This is a genomic window from Pseudarthrobacter raffinosi, from assembly GCF_023913735.1.
GTDB lineage: Bacteria > Actinomycetota > Actinomycetes > Actinomycetales > Micrococcaceae > Arthrobacter > Arthrobacter raffinosi.
Genome location: NZ_JAMXBH010000007.1, coordinates 57,610 through 77,495 on the forward strand (window position 1 = coordinate 57,610; position 19,886 = coordinate 77,495).

Here is a 19,886-nt window from a genome sequence, read left to right on the forward strand (position 1 = left end):
TATATGTACATAGTTCTCAGTTATTGCCGGACTTCTTGGACATGCTGCAGTTCCAAAGGCCCGCATGCCGGTGTTCGCTTTCCGCCATCGTCGGCGGGGCGGGAACCTCCCGGGCATGCCGGTCGTTATCGGAGCAGTAGTACGGGATGGGACCAGCCCGGACGTTGGCCTACTTAAGGAGGTCGTGATGCCGCTCTCGGAGCACGAACAGAAGCTGCTGGAGCAGCTGGAGAAGCAGCTGCACGAGGACGATCCGAAATTCGCGAATTCCATGGGTTCGGATCCCGGGCGAACGTGGTCCACCCGTCACATCGTGATTGGTGTGCTCTGCACCCTCGCGGGGATCGCCGTGCTCCTGGTCGGCGTTACAGTCCCGAACATCTTTGTCGGTGTCCTGGGCTTTGTGGTTATGGGCGGCGGTGTGTACTTCGCCACAATGCGCAACGCTGCAGGCGGCAAGCAGCGCTCCGCACCTGGCACAGGTAAGTCCGGAAAGCCCAGGAGTTCATTTATGTCCAGCCTGGAAGAGCGCTGGGACGAGCGCCGCCGCGACGAATCCTAAGGCAGCGCCTGCAAGTCCGGTGCAATGGCCATAGGTTCAGGCCTGCCCTCCATTTCGCTCCCCACGGTCAGGATGACCGCAGCAGAAGACCCGCCACGGCGGGTCTTCTGCGTTTAACCCGCAACAGGTAGCGGCCGGTGCCCTTTTGCGCGCTGGAAACGACCCCTACTGCGGCCCGGATGAGCGGCCGGACGCCCGCGGATCCGCCGTCAGCGTCAGATGAAAGCCCGACGTCGGCCTGGCACCGCCGTCGGGCAGATATGGTTCGCACCGAAACGGCGCCGGGCCCTCCACTTCCATCCACCGCCTGCTCCCGCGCCATTTGGGGGACGAAGGCCTGAAATGGGGGAATATTGGCTTGATTTGCGTTGACTGTGGTGGAAAGTGGAGTAATGTGGAGGACATAAGAGGGTAGTTGCAACACAGGGGATGTGCAGTTCCTGACGGCAGACAGGCGGTGGGCCAGTGTTTCTGGGCACACACTCGCCACGTCTGGACGAAAAGGGCCGAATTATCCTCCCTGCGAAGTTCCGTGAGGAGCTTGCCAGCGGGCTTGTTCTCACCAGGGGACAGGAACGGTGCATCTACGTCTTCAGTGAGCAGGAATTTGCACGTGTCCACGAGCAAATGCGGGAGGCGCCCATTTCCTCCAAGCAGGCCCGGGACTACATCCGCGTCTTTCTCTCTGGAGCCTCGGACGAGGTACCTGACAAGCAGGGGCGCATCACCATTCCGGCCGCGCTCCGGGAGTACGCAGGCCTCGGCAGGGAACTGGCCGTCATCGGTGCAGGAACCCGGGCCGAGATCTGGGATGCCCAGGCCTGGAACGAGTACCTCGCGGAGAAGGAAACCGCCTTCTCCGAAACCGACGACGCCATTCCGGGGATCCTGTGATCACCTGAACGGCCCGGCGGACGCTTCTTGAACGAGATCTCCAGCCGCCCATCGGACAGTCAACCTGGCTCACTTCCCCGGAGCCAGGCCGGCAGGACGATAGGCGCGGATGGGGATCTGGCCCAAGAAGCAGCACTACCAACACCCACGGCAGGAAAGGACGAAGGCATGAACGATCACCCGAAGCCAACGTCCGAACGCCATGTGCCGGTCCTCAAGGACCGGTGCATCAATTTGTTGGCCCCCGGCTTCGAAGCTGCCCGCCTCCGAGGTGAGACCCCCATCGCGATTGATGCGACCCTCGGCATGGGCGGCCACTCTGAAGCCATGCTGGAGCGTTTCCCGGATCTGCACCTGATCGGCATCGACCGTGATGAGGAAGCCCTGGCACTGGCAGGGGAGCGGCTGGCGCCTTTCGCTTCCCGGACCGACCTGGTCCACGCCGTCTACGACGAAATCGCCGAAGTCCTCGAAGACCTGGGCGTGGCACAGGTTCATGGCATCCTGATGGACCTGGGCGTTTCATCCCTGCAGCTGGACCAGCGTGAGCGTGGCTTCGCCTATTCCTTTGACGCTCCGCTGGACATGCGGATGGACACCAGCCGCGGGCAGACCGCAGCAGATGTGGTTAACAACTACAGCGAAGAGGATCTCGTCAGGATCATCCGGAAGTGGGGCGAGGAGAAGTTCGCCGGCAGGATCGCCAACAGGATTGTCGCGGCGAGGACAGTTAAGTCTTTCGCCACCACCGGGGAACTCGTGGAACAGATCCGCTCCGTGGTGCCGGCGGCAGCCGCCAAATCGGGCGGCCACCCGGCCAAACGGACGTTCCAGGCACTGCGCATTGAAGTGAACGAGGAACTCGACGTGCTGGAGCGCGCTGTTCCTGCCGCCGTGGCAGCAACGGCCCTGGGCGGACGCATCGTGGTGATGTCTTACCACTCCCTCGAGGACAAAATCGTCAAATCAGTTTTCCAGGCTGGCTCCAAATCCTCCGCGCCGCTCGGATTTCCGGTGGAGCTTGAGGAACACAAGGCCTTCCTCAAAACCCTGACCAAGGGCACCGAGGTACCCACCGCCGTCGAGATTGCAGAAAATCCGCGCGCAGCCTCCGCCAGGCTGCGGGCCGTGGAACGTATCAGAGCCAGGAGAGAAGCATGAGCACTGCCGCCGTCAAGAACTTCCCGGTCGTTTCCGGCAGCAGCGCCCCGGCGATCAGGTCGCTTCCTTCTGGCACCGGCCGCAGGGAACGCACACCCCTGTCTGTGGTGCGTTCCGCCCCCAAGAAGCGCCGTGCGCCGTTTGTGGTGATGTGTTTCGCCTTGCTCGCTGTTGCGCTCGTAGCCGTGCTGGTCCTGAACATCTCAGTCTCTACCTCCCAGTACCAGCTGGTGGAACTGAGGGGTAAGCAAAGCACGCTGACCAAGCAGAACCAGGACCTGACACAGCAGGTCCAGAACTTCGAGGCGCCCCAGAACCTGGCGGCAAAGGCCTCAGACCTGGGCATGGTGGCTTCGACCGTCAAAGGCCAGATCGACCTCTCCACCCTTGCCGTCACGGGCAAGGCAACTCCGGCGGTGAAGGGTGGCGCGGCTGGATCGGTTATCCCTGCTCCAGCTGTAGAGGGAGTGCTCACCGTGGTTCCCCCGGCGACGAAGTGGGAGCCGCTGACGAACCGTAAACCGGCTGCCGAGGAACCGGCCCCTGCTGCGGCCCCTGCTGCGGCCCCTGCATCGGCCCGGGCAGCGGCACCTGCCGCTGCAGCACAGCCGGCTGAAGCGCCCGCACCACCGGCACGTGCCGTGGAGCTCCACGGCGGTTCGGTTCCAGCACCCGAACAGAAGGTGCCCGGGTCTAACCGGTAGCCGCTGAAGGACAACCAGTCAGGTAATAAACAGGCAACAAGGCGAGCAGCAAGGGAATCACGGTGGCGCAGAGGACGGGCAGGGCAAAAAGCGGCAAGGCCCCTAACGCCACCAAGCGGCTGCGCCTCGGCCTGGGCATTATGCTGACGCTGCTATTAGTGGTGGGCGGCAAGCTCTTTTTCGTCCAGGGGCTCGACGTCGGCGGGATGGCCGCAGCTGCGCTCGATTACCGGATGCGCGAGACTTCCCTCCCCGCCGAACGCGGCAGCATCCTTGGCGCCAACGGGACGGTCCTGGCCAACAGTGTGATCCGCTACAACGTTGTGGTTGACCAAACCACCAACACGAAGACAGAGAAGTTCTGGCGCCTGGAGGAGGGCGTGGACAAACTTGTTGAAGTCAGCCGGGAGCAGGGCATCAGCGAACTCGCGGCTGTCCTGGGCATGGACGCTGACGAACTCAGGAACGCCGTGACGGGCGAATCGAAGTACCACATCGTCGCCAAGGACCTGAAGCCGGATGTCGAGCTCAGGGTCTCGGATCTCAGTATTCCCGGCATCGTCACTGAGGGCGTCAGCAAACGCGTGTATCCGAACGGTTCCGTGGCCGGCGGTATTATCGGCTTCCTCCAGGACGGCAACACCGGCCAGGCGGGGATCGAGCAGACCCAGGATGGGCTGCTGCGCGGGAAGGACGGCAAGCGGCTCTTCGAGATCGGTGCCGACGGTCTCCGGATTCCGGTCGGCGTGGATGACCTGACACCGCCGGAGGACGGCAAGGACGTCAAGCTCACGCTCAATTCCGATCTCCAGTATTTCGCCCAGCAGGCCATTCAGAGCCAGTCAGACAAACAGGGCGCCGAGTGGGGTGTCATCACGGTGATGGACGCCAAGACCGGTGACATTGTCGCGATGGCGGACACTAATGCCCCGGATCCGAACGATCCCGGACGGGTGGCTGCCAAGGACCGCGGCGTGCGCTCCGTTACCGCAGCGTATGAGCCCGGCTCGGTACAGAAGATGATCACGGCCGCCGCCTTGATTGAAGAAGGAAAATCCAGCCCCCTGGATACGTTCACTCTCGGACCGTCGTACACCGTGGACGGCCAGACCTTCACAGACGCCTTTACCCATGGCACCGAAGAGCGCACGCTCGCCGGCATCCTGGGTTGGTCAATGAACACCGGCACCGTGGCGGCCGGGTCGCGGCTGACCAAGGAACAACGGTACGACTGGCTTAAGAAATTCGGCATCGGCGAAGCCCCGGACATTGGATTGCCGGCTACGGCCTCCGGCATTCTCACACCGGCTGACCAGTGGGACGGCCGCCAGGAATACACGGTGCTGTTCGGCCAGGGCGTATCGCAGTCCACCCTGCAGACAGTCCGAGCCTTCCAGACGATCGCCAACAACGGTGTGATGCTCCAGCCGCGCCTGATTGACGCGTACGTTTCACCGGACGGAACAGAGGAGAAAGTCGCCCCGCAGCCTTCCCGCCAGGTGGTGTCGGACGGCACCGCGCAGCAGGTCCAGGACATCCTGGAAAGCGCGGTGACCGAAGGCCAGATCAAGGACGCCGCAATCGACGGATACCGGGTGGGGGCAAAAACCGGAACCTCTGAATCGCCGTGCGACGACGGGAAGTCAGGGTTCTGCGGCTACACCGCTTCCATTGTGGGGATGGCACCGATGGATGATCCCCGGTTTATTGTTGAGGTGGTACTGCAGCGTCCCAAGGGCAATATCTACGGCATTACGCAGGGGCCGGTGTTCCGCTCGGTTATGAGCCAGGCACTGCGCACCTACAACGTCCAGCCGTCCGCGGGCGAACCGGCCAGGCTGCCGCAGTACGCCAAGTAGCATCAAGCCAGGCAGCAGTTCCCTTATTGCCCGCAGCGGAAGCAGTCTCCCGCGGGCATGATCCACTAGTACCACCATCGGAGATTCCCTTGTCAGAGCAGAACGCATCAGCCAGCAACGCGGGGCCGGCAGGGGCACCGGCCCCCGCTCGGTTCAGGCCTACGGCAGTTGCTGCGGTCCGCCTGGACACGATCGGCGACGCGATCGGTGTGCAGGTCCCGGGCGCCTCCGCTGCCGTCAGCGTCACGGGAATTTCACTGAACTCGCGAGCCGTGGAACAGGGCGACCTGTATGTGGCGCTGCCGGGTGCTTCCCGCCATGGCGCAGACTTCGTGTCGCAGGCGGTCGGCAGGGGAGCGGTGGCAGTCCTGACCGACGACGCCGGTGCACGCCTTCTCGCGCTGTCAGCGGATACCGCCGTCCCCGTCCTGGTGGTGGACGGACCGCGCAACGTGGTGGGGCCGCTGTCCGCCATGATCTACCAGAGCCAGCCAGCAGTTGGGCGGACGCCGCGCTTGTATGGTGTAACGGGAACCAACGGCAAGACCACCACCACGTACTTCATCAACGCCTTGCTCCGTGCGCTCGGGCAGCAGACCGGCCTGATCGGAACCATCGAAATCCTGGCCGGCGGAGAACCGGTTCCCAGCCTCCTGACCACGCCTGAGTCACCGGATCTCCACGGCTTGCTCGCCCTCATGCGGGAACGGGGACTGGACGCCGCGTCCATGGAAGTCTCCTCCCACGCCGTGTCCTTTCAGCGGGTGGACGGTGTGCACTTCGACGTTGCCGGTTTCACGAACCTGACGCAGGACCATCTGGATCTGCACGGCACCATGGAGGACTACTTCGCCACAAAGGCGGAACTGTTCACGCCGGGCCGTGCCCGCAGGGCTGTGGTGACGGTCGACGACGAATGGGGCCGCAGGCTTGCGGCCACGGCACGGACCCCGGTCACCACCCTCTCGATGACAACCGGCGGAGCTCCCACCGACTGGACCGTAACGGCCACCGCCGCGCGTGGGCTGGGTACCGACTTCAGCCTGCAGGGACCCGACGGCGTTACACTGAATGTCCACACCGGCCTGCCTGGCGCTTTCAACGTCGCCAACGCCGCACTGGCCACCGTAATGGTCTTGGCCAGCGGAATGGACGCCGCCACCGTGCAGGCCGCCCTGGACCACCACGACCCGTTCACCGTGGCGGTACCGGGACGCATGCAGCTCGTATCCGAAGAACCGGCGGCTGTAGTGGACTTCGCCCACAACACTGATGCCCTGGCACGCGCACTGGAAGCGGTCAGGTCACCGCTGCCCGGCTCCCGGGTGATCGTGGTTTTCGGAGCCACCGGACAGCGCGACCAGGGCAAGCGTCCCGCCATGGGCGCCGTCGCAGCAAAGATGGCCGACATCGTCATCGTCACGGATGACGACCCCCACGACGAAGACCCTGCAGCCATCAGGGCAGATGTGCTGGCGGGCGCACGGTCGGCGCGCGAACAGGAATCTCCGGAGTGTGTCATCGAAGAGGTTTATCCCCGCGACGCCGCCATCCGGCGCGCCGTGGAACTGGCCGGTCCGGCCGACACCATTCTTGTGGCCGGCCGCGGCCATGAGGTCTGGCAGGAAGTCAAGGGCGTCAATCTTGCACTGGACGACCGTGTGGAACTGCGGAACGCCTTGACAGCCAGGGGATTCACCGTTCTCCGAGACGACCGGATAGAGTCCTAGACCGAGATGATTGCACTTACTGCGGCGGAAATCGCCGATATCACACACGGACGCCTGAACGCCGATCCGGGGATCACGCCCCTTTCGGTGGTCACCGATTCGCGCGAGGCTGCCGCCGGGTCGCTATACGTGGCGAAACCTGGCGAGCACGCTGATGGCCACGACTTCGTTGCCGCCGCCTTCAGCCGGGGTGCGGTGCTGGTCCTCGCCGAGCGCCCCGTAACGGGCCCGGACGGCGTCAACTATCCGGCCGTCCTGGTAGAGGATGCCGTGCTGGCCATGGGCGCGCTGGCCGCCGAAGCGGTCCGTCGGATCCGCCTGGCCCGTTCTGCCGCAGGCGACCCCCTGACCGTCATCGGGATCACCGGTTCCGCCGGGAAGACCACCACGAAGGACCTCCTCGCCGGCATCCTCACCCAGCAGGGCGCGACCGTTGCCCCGCAGGGGTCCTACAACGGCGAGGTGGGCGTACCGCTCACCGTCTTCCTCGCCGACACCCAAACGCGGTACCTGGTGATCGAGATGGGCGCCACAGGCATCGGGCACATTCGCTACCTGGCCGACATGGTGAGGCCTGACATCGGCGTCGTCCTCGGCATCGGCACTGCCCACGCCGGGGAGTTCGGCGGTGTGGACAACATTGCCCAGGCCAAGGGCGAACTGGTGGAGGCCCTCGCCGCCGGCGGCACCGCCGTCATCAACCTCGACGACGACCGCGTCGCTGCCATGCGCAGCCGCACCGCCGCCACCGTGCTGGGCTTCTCGGCCGAAGGACGCCCTGACGCGACCGTTCGGGCCGAGAATCCGGACACAAACGCTGAGGGCAACCCGGAATTCGAGCTCGTCCTGCCCGGCGCCGAAACAGGCCTGCACGTCAGCAGCCGCCTCATCGGCGCCCACCACACCGGCAACCTCCTCGCCGCAGCAGCGGCCGCGCACGCGGCCGGAGTGTCCGGCAAGGACATCGCCGTATCGCTGAGCACACAGTCAGCAGCCAGCCGTTGGCGGATGGAACGCACTGAACGTGCTGACGGCGTGACCATCATCAACGACGCCTACAACGCCAACCCGGAGTCCATGCGGGCGGCCCTGCGCACGCTGGCCGACCTTGGCCGCGGACGGCGCACCTGGGCCGTCCTGGGCGCGATGCTGGAACTGGGACCCGATTCAATCCGTGAACACACCGTCGTGGGCACCCAGGTGGTCCGCCTGAACATTTCCCGGCTGGTCGTCGTCGGCCGCGAAGCCCGCGCACTTTACGTTTCCGCCGTCCAGGAGGGTTCCTGGGGCGACGAATGCGTCTTTGCCGAAACCGCCGAGGACGCCTATGTGCTCCTCAACGCCGAGCTTGAGCCCGGCGACCTGGTGCTTTTCAAGTCGTCCAACAGCGTTGGACTGCGGCACCTGGGCGATCGGATAGCATTACCCCCACAATCCACGGAACCCACCGATGAAGGGAGCGAGCTGCTGTGATTGCACTACTGATCGGCGCAGGACTTGCCCTGCTATTTGCCTTGGTGGGAACGCCGCTGTTTATCCGCTTGCTTGTCCGCAAGAGCTACGGCCAATTCATCCGTGATGACGGACCCACGTCCCACCACACCAAACGCGGTACGCCCACCATGGGCGGCACCGTGGTGGTGGGTGCGGTCCTGCTCAGCTACGGGCTGACCCACCTGATTATGTGGATGATGAACCCGGACTCGTCAGGCCCCTCCGCCTCGGCACTGATCCTGCTCTTCCTGATGGTCGGCATGGGGCTGGTGGGCTTCCTGGACGATTTCATCAAAATCTCCCGCCAGCGGAGCCTTGGCCTGGACGCGAAGGCCAAGCTCATCCTCCAGGCCGCGGTAGGCATAGCCTTCGCCATCCTGGCCCTGAACTTTCCCGACCCGGACGGCCTTACGCCGGCCTCGACCAAAATCTCCCTGGTCCGCGACATTCCCTGGCTGGACCTGGCCTTCGCGGGCACGGTGGTCGGCGCAATCCTCTTTGTCCTCTGGTCCAACCTGATCGTCACGGCGGCGACCAACGGCGTGAACCTGACGGACGGCCTGGACGGTCTCGCTGCCGGTGCCTCGGTCATGGTCTTCGGTGCCTACACGCTGATGGGCATCTGGCAGAACAACCAGGCCTGCGGGTCACCGAGGGAAGCCGGCAGCGGCTGCTATTCCGTCCGCGACCCCCTGGACCTGGCGCTCCTGGCAGCCATCCTGAGCGCCGCCCTCGTGGGATTCCTCTGGTGGAATACCTCCCCGGCCAAGATCTTTATGGGTGACACCGGGTCATTGGCCATCGGCGGCGCGGTCGCCGGCTTCGCCATCCTGTCGCGGACGGAACTGCTGCTGGGAATCATCGGCGGCCTGTTCGTCCTGATTACCCTGTCCGTGATCATCCAGGTGGGCTACTTCAAGGCCACCGGCGGTAAACGCGTCTTCAAGATGGCACCGCTGCAGCACCACTTCGAACTCAAGGGCTGGGCAGAAGTCACGGTGGTGGTCCGGTTCTGGATCCTGGGCGGGCTCTTCGTGGCCGTGGGCCTGGGTGTCTTCTACGCTGAATGGGTTGTGCTCCTGTGACTGTTTCTCCCCGCCTGCAAGACCTGGTCAGTTGGGATTCTGACTGGGAAGGGCTGCGCGTTGCAGTCACCGGCATCGGAGTATCCGGGTTCGCCGCGGCAGATACTCTCATCGAACTCGGTGCCCGGGTGGTGGTGGTTGATGCCGCCATGTCCGAGACAGCTAAGGCACAGGCCGACACCCTGAAGATCGTCGGCGCCGTCGACGTGCTCCTGGGCGAGGAAGCCGTCAACAGGATCCCCAAGATCGAAGGCAGCTTCCCCGACCTCATCGTGACCTCGCCGGGTTGGCGGCCTGACCAGGCGCTCCTGGCGGCCGCTGCGCGCGCCCACATTCCGGTCTGGGGCGACGTCGAGCTTGCCTGGCGCCTGCGGGTCCGGGCCGGGCACAAGACCGCTGACTGGCTGACCATCACCGGCACCAACGGCAAGACCACCACTGTGGGCCTGACAGCGTCGATGCTGCAGGCCGCCGGCCTGAAGGCCATCGCGGTCGGCAACGTGGGCACCCCCATCCTGGACGCCCTCCGCGACCCCGTGGAATACGACGTCTTCGCGGTTGAACTATCCAGCTTCCAGCTGCACTGGGCTGAAACGCTGTCGCCGGTGGCCAGCGTCTGCCTGAACGTGGCTGAGGACCACGTTGACTGGCATGGTTCCTACAATTCCTACCTCGCGGACAAGGCCAAGGTCTATGCGCGGACCCAGAAGGCCTGCATCTTCAACGCGGAACAGATCGAGACCGAACGGATGGTTGAGGACGCGGACGTTGTGGAGGGCTGCCGGGCCGTCGGCTTCACCACACTAACGCCGGCCATCAGCATGCTCGGCGTGGTGGAGGGCCTGCTCGTGGACCGCGCGTTTATCGAGGAACGCAGGGACAGCGCCGCCGAGCTGGCTTCGATGACCGACCTGGGGCAGTTTGCGCCCAGGCACATGGTGGCGAACGCCCTTGCGGCTGCAGCCCTGGTCCGGGCATACGGTGTGGATGCGAAGGCCGTGCGCCAGGGCATCCAGGACTACGTGCCGGGGAACCACCGCATCCAGCCGGTCGCCAAGCAGAACGGCGTGCTCTGGGTTAACGATTCCAAGGCCACCAACCCGCACGCAGCAGCCGCGTCACTGGCCACCTTTGAAAACGTCATCTGGATCGCGGGCGGCCTGTCCAAGGGCGTCAGCTACGACCACCTGGTCCGGGACCACGCCGCCCGGCTCAAGGCTGTTGTGCTCATCGGTACGGACACCGCCGCGCTGGCGGACGCCTTGCAGCGACACGCGCCGGATGTCCCCGTGATCACGACGCCGCCGGGCGACACTGAAAATATGCAGACTGCCGCAACGGGCGGGGCCACCACGGGCAGCTCGCCGGATTCCGGTGCGGCCGTGATGTCCCGGGCCGTTGCGTCAGCGGCGCAGCTGGCGGCATCAGGCGACACCGTGCTGATGGCCCCGGCAGCTGCTTCCATGGATCAGTTCTCTTCCTATGCTCACCGCGGCGACGCCTTTATTGAAGCTGTCCGCGAGCTGGTGGAAGGGCAGGCCCAGACCGGCGAGGAGTAACAATGGTCAGCACGCCCACCCGGTCGCCGGCGTCCCGGCCGCGCGCCGGGAAACCCGCTTCGCCCGTAAAGTCCACCATCACCCTGCCGGACCGGATCCGGGACTGGTACCAGGCCTTCTGGTCCACGCTGGAAGGAACCGGCACCTCCAAGAACGGCTCAACGTATTACCTGATCCTTGGTTCCACGCTGGCCCTGACCGCCATCGGCATCATGATGGTGCTGTCGGCCTCCAGCGTCGAATCCATCGCTGCGGGAAAGTCGCCCTACGGCGACGCCCTCAAGCAGGGGATGTTCGCCGCCATCGGCATCTTCACCATGTTTGTCCTCTCCCGCATCAACGTGGTCTGGCTGAAGCGGCTGGCATGGCCGGGGCTGGGCGGGGCCCTTGTCCTCCTGGTCCTGGTGCAGCTGATCGGAGACGAAGTCAACGGCAACAAGAACTGGATCGACCTGGGCGGCATCACCTTCCAGCCGTCCGAGGCGTCCAAGCTGACTCTGGCGCTGTGGATGGCCACTGTCCTGGCCAGGAAAGGGAAGCTGCTGCGGCGCTGGCCCCACGTGCTGATCCCGGCCGTGCCGCTGGCGGGCGGGGTCATCGGCCTGGTCCTGCTGGGCAATGACCTGGGCACCGCCATGATCATCATGATGATCACTGCTGCCGCCCTCTTCTTCGCGGGAGTACCGCTGTACCTGTTCGGGTTCGCCGCACTGGCCGCAGCCGCCGGCACGGCCGTCATGGCCATCACCAGCTCAAACCGCATGTGCCGCATCACCTCGTGGTGGACGGGCCAGTCCTGTGCCGACGGCATTGACGCCAACTACCAGGCCACGAATGGGCTCTACGGGCTTGCGTCCGGCGGCTGGTTCGGCGTCGGCCTCGGCCAAAGCCGGCAGAAGTACAGCTGGATCCCGGAAGCCCATAACGACTTCATCTTCGCCATCATCGGCGAGGAACTCGGCCTGGTGGGCACCGTCGTCGTGCTTGTCCTTTTTGCCATCCTTGGCGCCGCCATCTACCGCGTAGTGGTGGCGCAGGAGGATATGTTCCACCGGGTGCTGGCCGGCACCATCATGGTGTGGCTGCTGGGGCAGGCCACGGTCAACATGGCCGTGGTGACGGGGCTGATGCCGGTGATCGGCGTACCGCTGCCGTTCATTTCCTACGGCGGTTCGGCACTGCTGATGTCGCTCTGCGCCGTGGGGGTGGTGCTCTCGCTTGCCCGCGAACAGATGGCGCCTGCCCTCAGGCCGAAGAAACTGCTCAAATTCGGCGCCAAGAAGGCCGGGGGATCGGCTGGCCGCAAACCTGCTGGCCGGAAAACCGCCGGCACGACAACCGCTGCCCGCAAAACCGCCAGCCCCACAACAACCGCAAGAAAGCGTACGTAGCACCAGATGACTTCCCAGAACCTGTCCATTGTCCTGGCGGGCGGCGGAACCGCCGGCCACATCAGCCCACTTCTGGCCATCGCGGCCGCCCTGCGTGCCGCCGTGCCCGGCGCCAGGCTGCTCGCCGTCGGCACGCCCGCCGGCATGGAAACCCGGCTGGTGCCCGCCGCCGGCCTTGAACTGGCCACCATCGACCGGGTGCCGTTTCCGCGGGAACCTTCCATTGACCTCCTCAAGCTGCCCGCACGGCTGGCCGGGGCGGTCAGGCAGTCCGGACGCATCCTCGACGACGCCTCGGCCGACGTCCTGGTGGGCGTCGGCGGCTATGTCTGCACACCCCTGTACCTCGCCGCCCGGCGCCGGGGAATCCCCATCGTGATCCATGAGGCCAATACCAGGCCCGGCCTGGCCAACCGGGTGGGATCGTTCCTGACCCATCACGTCGCCACCGCCTTCGACACCACGCGCCTGCGTCACGCCCGCCATGTGGGCATGCCCATGCGGACCGAAATCTCCAGCCTGGACCGGGACACTGCCCGCGCCGCCGCCCGCGAAGAACTGGGCCTGGATCCCACCTCGCCCACGCTGATTGTGACCGGCGGTTCCTCCGGCGCCCAGAGCATCAACCGCGCGGTCGCTGCCGCCGTCCAGGACCTTGGCGCGGCGGGGATCCAGACACTCCACATCACCGGCCGCGGCAAGACGGTTTTGGGGCCCGACGGCGGCCCGCTCGCCGCGCCGGGCTACCGGCAGCTGGAGTACGTGGACGGCATGGAACGGGTGTACGCAGCCGCGGACGTGCTGCTGGCGCGGTCCGGAGCGGCCACGGTCTGCGAAGTGGCCGCCGTGGGAGTGCCGGCAGTGTTTGTCCCGCTGCCCATCGGCAACGGCGAGCAGGCGCTCAACGCGGCGGGGCTCGTGAACGCCGGTGGCGCACTCCTGGTCCAGGATAAGGACTTCACCGCGCAGTGGGTGGCCGGTATGCTTATCCCCCTGGTCACCGACCCCGGCCGCCTGGCCACCATGGCCGCCAGCTCGCGCCGCCTTGGCATCAGAAACGCCGATCAGCGCATGGCTGACCTTGTCCTGGAAGCGGTATCCGCATGATCCCCACAAACATCCGCAGCCAGGAGTCCCTGGGCCGAGTACATTTCATCGGCATCGGCGGGGTGGGAATGTCCGCCGTGGCCCGCATCATGGTGGCCCGCGGCGTCGCCGTCAGCGGATCGGATGCCAAGGACCTTCCGGTGATGGCGGAGCTGGCTGCCGCCGGCGCGAGGATCGCCGCCGGATACGCCGCAGCCAACCTGGGCAATGCCCAGACCGTGGTGGCCGGCTCGGCGATCCGTGCGGACAACCCCGAACTGGTGGCCGCGCGTGCGGCGGGCCTGCCCGTGCTGCACCGCTCGGAGGCGCTGGCGGCCACCATGGGGGACGACCTCGTAGTGACCGTGGCAGGCACTCACGGCAAGTCCACCACCACCTCCATGATCACCGTCCTGCTCCAGGGCGCCGGGATGGATCCGTCGTTTGCGATCGGCGCCAACGTGCCTGCGCTCGGCGTCAATGCCGCCCACGGCACGTCAGGGGTCTTTGTGGCCGAAGCGGACGAGTCCGACGGCTCCTTCCTGAACTACCGGCCAAAGATTGCCGTGGTCACCAACGTCGAACCCGATCACCTGGACCACTACGGCACCGCAGAGGCCGTCTACGAGTCCTTCGACCGCTTTACGGCGCTGCTTCCGGCCGACGGCGTCCTGATTACCTGCGCTGACGACGCCGGCGCCGCAGCCCTGGCAGAGCGCACGCTCGCCCGCGGCAACACCAGGGTGGTGCTGTACGGCACCTCGGACGGGTCGGACCTGGTGCTGCACGACGGCGGCCCGGGGGACGTGGCGGTTTCCTCACCGGCCGGGCGGTTCGCCCTGGACCTGCAGGTCCCGGGTAGGCACAACGCGCTGAACGCCGCCGCCGCCGTCGCCGTCGCGCTGGAGCTGGGGGTCGACGCCGACGCTGCCGCGCGTGCCCTGGCGCACTTCGCGGGCGCTTCGCGGCGCTTTGAACTGAAAGGGGAGGCGCGCGGCGTGCGCGTCTATGACGACTACGCCCACCACCCCACCGAAGTCCGGGCCGCCCTGACGGCTGCACGGTCAGTGGCCGGCGGGCACCGCGTCCATGTTTTGTTCCAGCCGCACCTGTTCTCCCGCACCAGGGAGTTTGCCAGGGAGTTCGCAGATGCGCTGAACCTGGCAGACACGGCCCTGGTCCTGGACATATACCCCGCGCGCGAAGATCCCATCCCCGGAGTCAGCAGCCAGCTCATCGCCGAGCACCTGTCGCCCGGCGGACGCCTGGTGGAGCCGGGCGGGGCGGTTGCTGCCCTTACGGACGCCGCCGGGCCCGGCGACATCATCCTGACCGTCGGGGCAGGGGATGTCACGGCTTTCGGACCGCAGATCGTGCAGGCTCTCAGTGGGTAGACCGCGCCGGCCCACCTACGCTTCACCGGGCAGGCGGCAGCCACCCGCGCCAGCGGAACCGGAGGTCATCTCGGCCTCCAAACGCGCCCCCGAGGCGGACACCCCGTCTTTGCCCGACCGCAAGAATGCGAAGTTCGCGGACCGGAACCCGCCGTCAGACAAGGCACCAGCAGGCAAGGCGCCGGCAAGCAAGGCGCCGGCGGGCACCGACAATGTGCTGGCCTTCCCGGAGCCGCCCGGAAAACGCCTTAAGCGGAACATCCTGGTGACCCTGGGCACTGTCCTGGCGTTGGTCTGCGCGCTGCTGGCCGCCGCAATCTTTTCGCCGGCACTCGCCGTAGGCACCGTCACGGTGTCCGGGACCCGGCTCGTCACCACGGAACAGGTGCAGGCCGCACTGGAGCCCCTGAAGGGCAAACCCCTGCCCCAGATCAGCGATGAGGAGGTCAGCCGCCTCCTGGCGCCGCTCGTCCAGATCAAGTCCGTCTCAACCCAGGCACGCCCGCCGTCCGGGTTGATGGTCCAGGTTTTGGAGCGGGTCCCGGTGGCCCTGGTCAAGCAGGGGGAGCAGTACCAGTTGGTGGATGTGGACGGCGTGGTCCTGGCCAGCCCTGCGGACCCGGCCGCAGTTGCCCTGCCCGTGATCGACGGCGGCGCCGGAACCATCGGCAAGGACCTCTTCCAGGCCACCGCAGCGGTCCTCGGTGCACTCCCGCTGGACGTGCTGTCGAAGCTGTCCAACGCGTCCGCCCAGTCAGTGGACGCCGTTGAGCTCAAACTGGTGGACGGTCAGACCATCATTTGGGGGAATGCGGGGGAGAAGGAGCTCAAGGCCAAGGTGCTTGAAGCCTTGCTCAAAGTTCCCGCGGACCCGAAGAACCCCGTCCGTGTGTACGATGTGAGCGCGCCCCGGCATCCGGTGACGCGCTGAACGCTTTATTTACCCGGTATTCCCGCGACACGCGGCTCCGGTTATTGAATGTCCGAACCATAGGAAATAGCGTTCCAGACATGAGTTACTTGACATAACTATAACCTTCAACTCGAAGGTTAAGGTTCGAAGCTTCAAGCCCGACTCCACAGTTTTCGCAATAGGACACGAACAAGGGACACGTAACGTGGCAGCTCCGCAGAATTACTTGGCCGTCATCAAGGTCGTCGGCATCGGCGGCGGTGGCGTGAACGCAGTCAACCGCATGATCGAGGTCGGTCTTCGCGGCGTCGAATTCATCGCGGTCAACACCGATGCACAGGCATTGTTGATGAGCGATGCAGACGTCAAGCTCGACATCGGACGTGAGCTGACCCGCGGGCTCGGTGCAGGCGCCAACCCCGAGGTGGGCAAGCAGGCTGCGGAGGACCACGCCGACGAAATCGAAGAGGTCATCCGCGGCGCGGACATGGTGTTTGTGACCGCCGGCGAAGGTGGCGGCACGGGCACCGGCGGCGCCCCTGTGGTGGCACGCATCGCCCGGTCTCTCGGAGCGCTGACCATCGGTGTGGTGACCCGCCCGTTCACGTTCGAGGGCCGCCGTCGTGCGGGTTCTGCAGAGGCGGGCATCGACGCCCTCCGCGACGAAGTGGACACGCTGATCGTCATCCCGAACGACAGGCTTCTGTCCATCAGCGACCGCAACGTCTCCGTCCTGGACGCTTTCCGTTCCGCTGACCAGGTCCTGCTGTCCGGTGTCCAGGGCATCACGGACCTCATCACCACCCCCGGCCTGATCAACCTCGACTTCGCGGACGTCAAGTCCGTGATGCAGGGCGCAGGCTCCGCGCTGATGGGCATCGGCTCCGCCCGCGGTGAAGACCGTGCGGTGAAGGCTGCCGAGCTCGCCATTGCATCGCCGCTGCTGGAAGCCTCCATCGACGGCGCCCATGGTGTCCTGCTCTCCATCCAGGGCGGTTCCGATCTTGGCCTGTTCGAAATCAATGAAGCTGCCCGCCTGGTCCAGGAAGTGGCCCACCCCGAAGCCAACATCATCTTCGGTGCCGTGATCGACGACGCACTCGGTGACGAGGCCCGTGTCACGGTCATTGCCGCCGGTTTCGACGACGTCAAGGCCACCTCTCCCTCCATGGACCAGTCGCAGCCGCAGGTTGCGCCGCAGCGGCCCGCAGCGGCACCCGCGCCGGCTCAGGCCCCCACTTCGGGTGGCAGCCACCAGCACAACGTCCAGCCGGTCCACGCCGGAGTCGGCGCGTCAGGCCTGAGCAACTGGGGCCAACAGCGCCCGTCGTCGGTCCCCGCCGATTCAGGCTTCGACGTCGACCTGCCCTCGGTAGTGGAGCCGGACCTCTCGGGCAACCGCGCCGATGACCTGGATGTCCCCGACTTCCTGAAGTAGGGCCCGGGTTGTTCTATTGGCGGGCCGAAGTGTCTGCTGGTGTGAGTGTGGCGTTCTCAGACACCCAGGCCGGCAATCTTGCCCTGCACGTCGGGGACAACGCCGCTGATGTTCTCCAGCGCCGGGAGGCGCTGGAGAACGCTGCCGGCCTAACCCGTGGTTCCCTCCGGTTCATGGAGCAGGTCCACGGCACTGCGGTGGAAATGATGGAGCCGGCCACGCCAGCGCCGACCGCCGATGCCATGGTGTCGCGGGGGCTGCCGCTTGCGGTGATGGTGGCCGACTGCATCGCGGCAGTACTCGTAGGGGAAGGACCTGACGGTCCGGTCCTCGCCGCCGTGCACGCAGGCCGCCCGGGGATAGAAAACGGCATTCTCCCGGCGACAGTGGAGCGGATGCGCTCAGCCGGGGCTACCGCCATCCGTGCCTGGCTGGGCCCGTCAATCTGCGGGCGTTGCTATGAGGTGCCCGCCGAACTGCGCGCCCAAGTAGCTGCCCAGGTGCCGGCGACGTGGGCTGCCACGTCCTGGGGCACGCCCGCACTGGATCTCCCAGCAGGGGCGAAGAGCCAACTTGAAGCTGCCGGCGTCGTCATCGAATATGCGGGTCCGTGCACGCTTGAAAACGAAGAGCTTTTCTCTTACCGCAGGTCCAACACCACCGGGCGCTTCGCGGGACTGGTGTGGTCGCATGAATGAGGGCACTGTGGAGGACAACGCCGAACGGATGGCTGATCTGGCGGAGCGCCTCGCCGCCGTGCAGCGTCGTATTGATGCGGCCGTCCAGGATGCAGGCCGGGCGGGGGACCTGCCCACGCTGATTGTGGTCACCAAGTTCCATCCGGCCGCCGACATCAGGCGCCTGGCTGCCCTCGGCGTCCGCGACGTCGGCGAGAACAGGGACCAGGAAGCCTCCTCGAAGGCGGCCGAACTGGCAGGCCTCGGACTCAACTGGCACTTCGTCGGGCAGCTGCAGAGCAAAAAATCGAAATCCGTGGTGAAGTATGCCCATGCGCTCCATTCCGTGGACCGGCTGGCCCTGGTTGATGGCCTTGAGCGTGCCATCGCCGCGGAACAGGAGCGTACGGGCCGGGGAGCCCTGGACTGCTTCATTCAGGTCAGCCTCGACGACGACGACGCCGGCGCGCATCGCGGCGGCGTGGCCGCCGCGGAGGTACCACTCCTGGCCGAGCGGCTGGCGGCTGCGGCAGGACTGGAACTGGCCGGCGTTATGGCTGTCGCCCCGTTGGGCACCAGTCCTGAGGCGGCGTTTGAAAAGCTGGCGGCCATCTCGGCGGCCTTGGTAGCGGAGCATCCCGGCGCAACCGCCATCTCGGCGGGCATGAGCCAGGACCTGGAAGCGGCCATCCGTTTCGGTGCGACACACCTGCGAATCGGTTCCGATATTCTCGGATCGCGTCCTGACGTGGGGTAGCGTCGAACCCATAGGAAGTGAATGGCGGGGGATTCAAGGCTGTCAAGTCATTGGGCGGCCCGCCTACGGACACGATTAGGAGTCGACCATGGCCGGCGCTCTGCGCAAGACAATGATCTATCTTGGGCTCGCCGATGGCGATGAACACTACGAGTCCGAGCACACCACAACACGTAAGGACGAGGACGATTCGATGGAAGTTGACCGCGAGGAACGCCGTGCACCGGCACCGGTCCGCGACGTCAGCCGCGAGTCATCACACGCCCCCGAAGAGGAATACCGCGCACCAGTGACCCCCATCAAGCGTGCGGCCTCAAGCCGCGAAGAACCGTCCGGGCTTCGGCAGATCACCACGATCCACCCGCGGTCCTACAATGACGCCAAGCTCATCGGTGAGAGTTTCCGGGACGGCATCCCCGTCATCATGAACGTCACCGACATGGGCGAAGCGGACGCCAAGCGTCTCGTTGACTTCTCGGCAGGGCTGGTTTTTGGTCTCCGGGGCAGCATCGAACGCGTCACGAACAAGGTTTTCCTGCTGTCACCGTCGTACATTGAGGTCATTGGCGATGACAAGAAGGTCAGCGAGACCCAGGCCAGCTTCTTCAATCAAAGTTAGCCCTGAGCTTATTCCGGATGCCAGACAGGTACACCTGTCTGGCATCTGTGCTGAAATAGACAAGAAACATTGGCAGGGCACCGCGGTATCCGGAATGGACATGGAGATATGAGTTAAGTCATGGGAATTGTTTTCGGACTTGTCTATATCGCCCTTTTGCTGTTCTTCGTGGCGCTGATCATCCGGCTGGTCTTTGACTGGGTCCAGATGTTTGCCAGGGAATGGCGTCCGCGTGGTGTTGCCCTCGTGGTGGCCCACACGGTGTACTCGATCACCGATCCGCCCCTCAAGGGGCTCCGGAGGCTGATCCCGCCGTTGAGGCTCGGCGGGGTGACTTTGGACCTCGGGTTTCTGGTCCTGTTCATCGCCGTCAGCATCGCGATGGCGGTCACCAGGGGTTTCGCGTAATCTTCGACAAGACCTAGCGGCGCAGGCGAAGTTCCTGGAATTGGAACTCCCTCTGAGCCGCGAAGAAATCTCCGGTTTGACACCCAGTGTTGAATTAGAGGAACCAGACAATATTTAGGTACCGTAGTTTTGACGGCCGGAAGGCCTACTGACTA

18 protein-coding genes are annotated in these 19,886 nt (G+C 65.4%); all 18 read left to right on the forward strand.

Annotated elements, in window-relative coordinates; translation table 11 throughout:
• The first annotated feature begins 187 nt into the window (after positions 1–187).
• The 18 genes from NG698_RS07870 (at position 188) to NG698_RS07955 (ending at position 19,731) form a co-directional block, all read left to right on the forward strand.
• A complete protein-coding gene (locus NG698_RS07870) occupies positions 188–562 on the forward strand; it encodes an SCO2097 family morphological protein (protein ID WP_252600732.1) in 375 nt (124 codons plus the stop codon).
• Between the two features lie 465 nt (positions 563–1,027).
• Positions 1,028–1,456 carry a division/cell wall cluster transcriptional repressor MraZ gene (gene mraZ / locus NG698_RS07875; RefSeq protein WP_058929387.1) on the forward strand — a complete coding sequence of 143 codons (429 nt, stop codon included), beginning with the start codon at positions 1,028–1,030 and terminating at the stop codon, positions 1,454–1,456.
• 168 nt (positions 1,457–1,624) lie between these two features.
• On the forward strand, positions 1,625–2,617 hold the full coding sequence (gene rsmH / locus NG698_RS07880; protein ID WP_252600736.1) for a 16S rRNA (cytosine(1402)-N(4))-methyltransferase RsmH: 993 nt from the start codon (positions 1,625–1,627) through the stop codon (positions 2,615–2,617).
• Positions 2,614–3,321 (forward strand): cell division protein FtsL, encoded by a 708-nt coding sequence (ftsL, locus tag NG698_RS07885; protein ID WP_252609130.1) that lies wholly within the window; start codon positions 2,614–2,616, stop codon positions 3,319–3,321. Before rsmH ends, ftsL begins: the two co-directional genes overlap by 4 nt.
• A gap of 62 nt (positions 3,322–3,383) precedes the next feature.
• The gene (locus NG698_RS07890; protein WP_252609131.1) at positions 3,384–5,180 is read left to right on the forward strand and encodes a peptidoglycan D,D-transpeptidase FtsI family protein; all 1,797 of its coding nucleotides are present in this window, start codon (positions 3,384–3,386) and stop codon (positions 5,178–5,180) included.
• An 89-nt stretch (positions 5,181–5,269) separates the two neighbouring features.
• The gene (locus NG698_RS07895; protein WP_252609132.1) at positions 5,270–6,910 is read left to right on the forward strand and encodes a UDP-N-acetylmuramoyl-L-alanyl-D-glutamate--2,6-diaminopimelate ligase; all 1,641 of its coding nucleotides are present in this window, start codon (positions 5,270–5,272) and stop codon (positions 6,908–6,910) included.
• Between the two features lie 6 nt (positions 6,911–6,916).
• Positions 6,917–8,383, forward strand: coding sequence for a UDP-N-acetylmuramoyl-tripeptide--D-alanyl-D-alanine ligase (locus NG698_RS07900; RefSeq protein ID WP_252600744.1), 1,467 nt, complete (start codon positions 6,917–6,919; stop codon positions 8,381–8,383).
• Complete coding sequence (mraY, locus tag NG698_RS07905) at positions 8,380–9,489, forward strand: phospho-N-acetylmuramoyl-pentapeptide-transferase (RefSeq protein ID WP_252600745.1); 1,110 nt, start codon at positions 8,380–8,382, stop codon at positions 9,487–9,489. The genes NG698_RS07900 and mraY overlap by 4 nt, the downstream gene beginning before the upstream one ends.
• Positions 9,471–11,048, forward strand: coding sequence for a UDP-N-acetylmuramoyl-L-alanine--D-glutamate ligase (murD, locus tag NG698_RS07910; RefSeq protein ID WP_252600746.1), 1,578 nt, complete (start codon positions 9,471–9,473; stop codon positions 11,046–11,048). The genes mraY and murD overlap by 19 nt, the downstream gene beginning before the upstream one ends.
• A 2-nt stretch (positions 11,049–11,050) precedes the next feature.
• Entirely contained in the window at positions 11,051–12,439 is a 1,389-nt protein-coding gene (gene ftsW, locus NG698_RS07915) for a putative lipid II flippase FtsW (RefSeq protein WP_252600750.1), read from the forward strand.
• A 6-nt stretch (positions 12,440–12,445) separates the two neighbouring features.
• Positions 12,446–13,546 (forward strand): undecaprenyldiphospho-muramoylpentapeptide beta-N-acetylglucosaminyltransferase, encoded by a 1,101-nt coding sequence (gene murG, locus NG698_RS07920; RefSeq protein ID WP_252600752.1) that lies wholly within the window; start codon positions 12,446–12,448, stop codon positions 13,544–13,546.
• On the forward strand, positions 13,543–14,919 hold the full coding sequence (gene murC / locus NG698_RS07925; protein WP_252600755.1) for a UDP-N-acetylmuramate--L-alanine ligase: 1,377 nt from the start codon (positions 13,543–13,545) through the stop codon (positions 14,917–14,919). The genes murG and murC overlap by 4 nt, the downstream gene beginning before the upstream one ends.
• Entirely contained in the window at positions 14,912–15,850 is a 939-nt protein-coding gene (locus NG698_RS07930) for a cell division protein FtsQ/DivIB (RefSeq protein WP_252600758.1), read from the forward strand. Before murC ends, NG698_RS07930 begins: the two co-directional genes overlap by 8 nt.
• A gap of 187 nt (positions 15,851–16,037) precedes the next feature.
• Positions 16,038–17,270 (forward strand): cell division protein FtsZ, encoded by a 1,233-nt coding sequence (gene ftsZ, locus NG698_RS07935; protein ID WP_252600760.1) that lies wholly within the window; start codon positions 16,038–16,040, stop codon positions 17,268–17,270.
• A gap of 8 nt (positions 17,271–17,278) precedes the next feature.
• A complete protein-coding gene (locus tag NG698_RS07940) occupies positions 17,279–17,968 on the forward strand; it encodes a purine nucleoside phosphorylase YfiH/LACC1 family protein (RefSeq protein WP_252600763.1) in 690 nt (229 codons plus the stop codon).
• Positions 17,961–18,704, forward strand: a complete 744-nt coding sequence (locus NG698_RS07945; RefSeq protein WP_252609133.1) for a YggS family pyridoxal phosphate-dependent enzyme — start codon at positions 17,961–17,963, stop codon at positions 18,702–18,704. The genes NG698_RS07940 and NG698_RS07945 overlap by 8 nt, the downstream gene beginning before the upstream one ends.
• Before the next feature lie 88 nt (positions 18,705–18,792).
• Positions 18,793–19,323: a cell division protein SepF gene (locus NG698_RS07950; protein ID WP_056342219.1), complete on the forward strand. Its 531-nt coding sequence runs from the start codon at positions 18,793–18,795 to the stop codon at positions 19,321–19,323.
• A 120-nt stretch (positions 19,324–19,443) separates the two neighbouring features.
• Positions 19,444–19,731, forward strand: coding sequence for a YggT family protein (locus NG698_RS07955; protein ID WP_056342216.1), 288 nt, complete (start codon positions 19,444–19,446; stop codon positions 19,729–19,731).
• Positions 19,732–19,886: the final 155 nt, after the last annotated feature.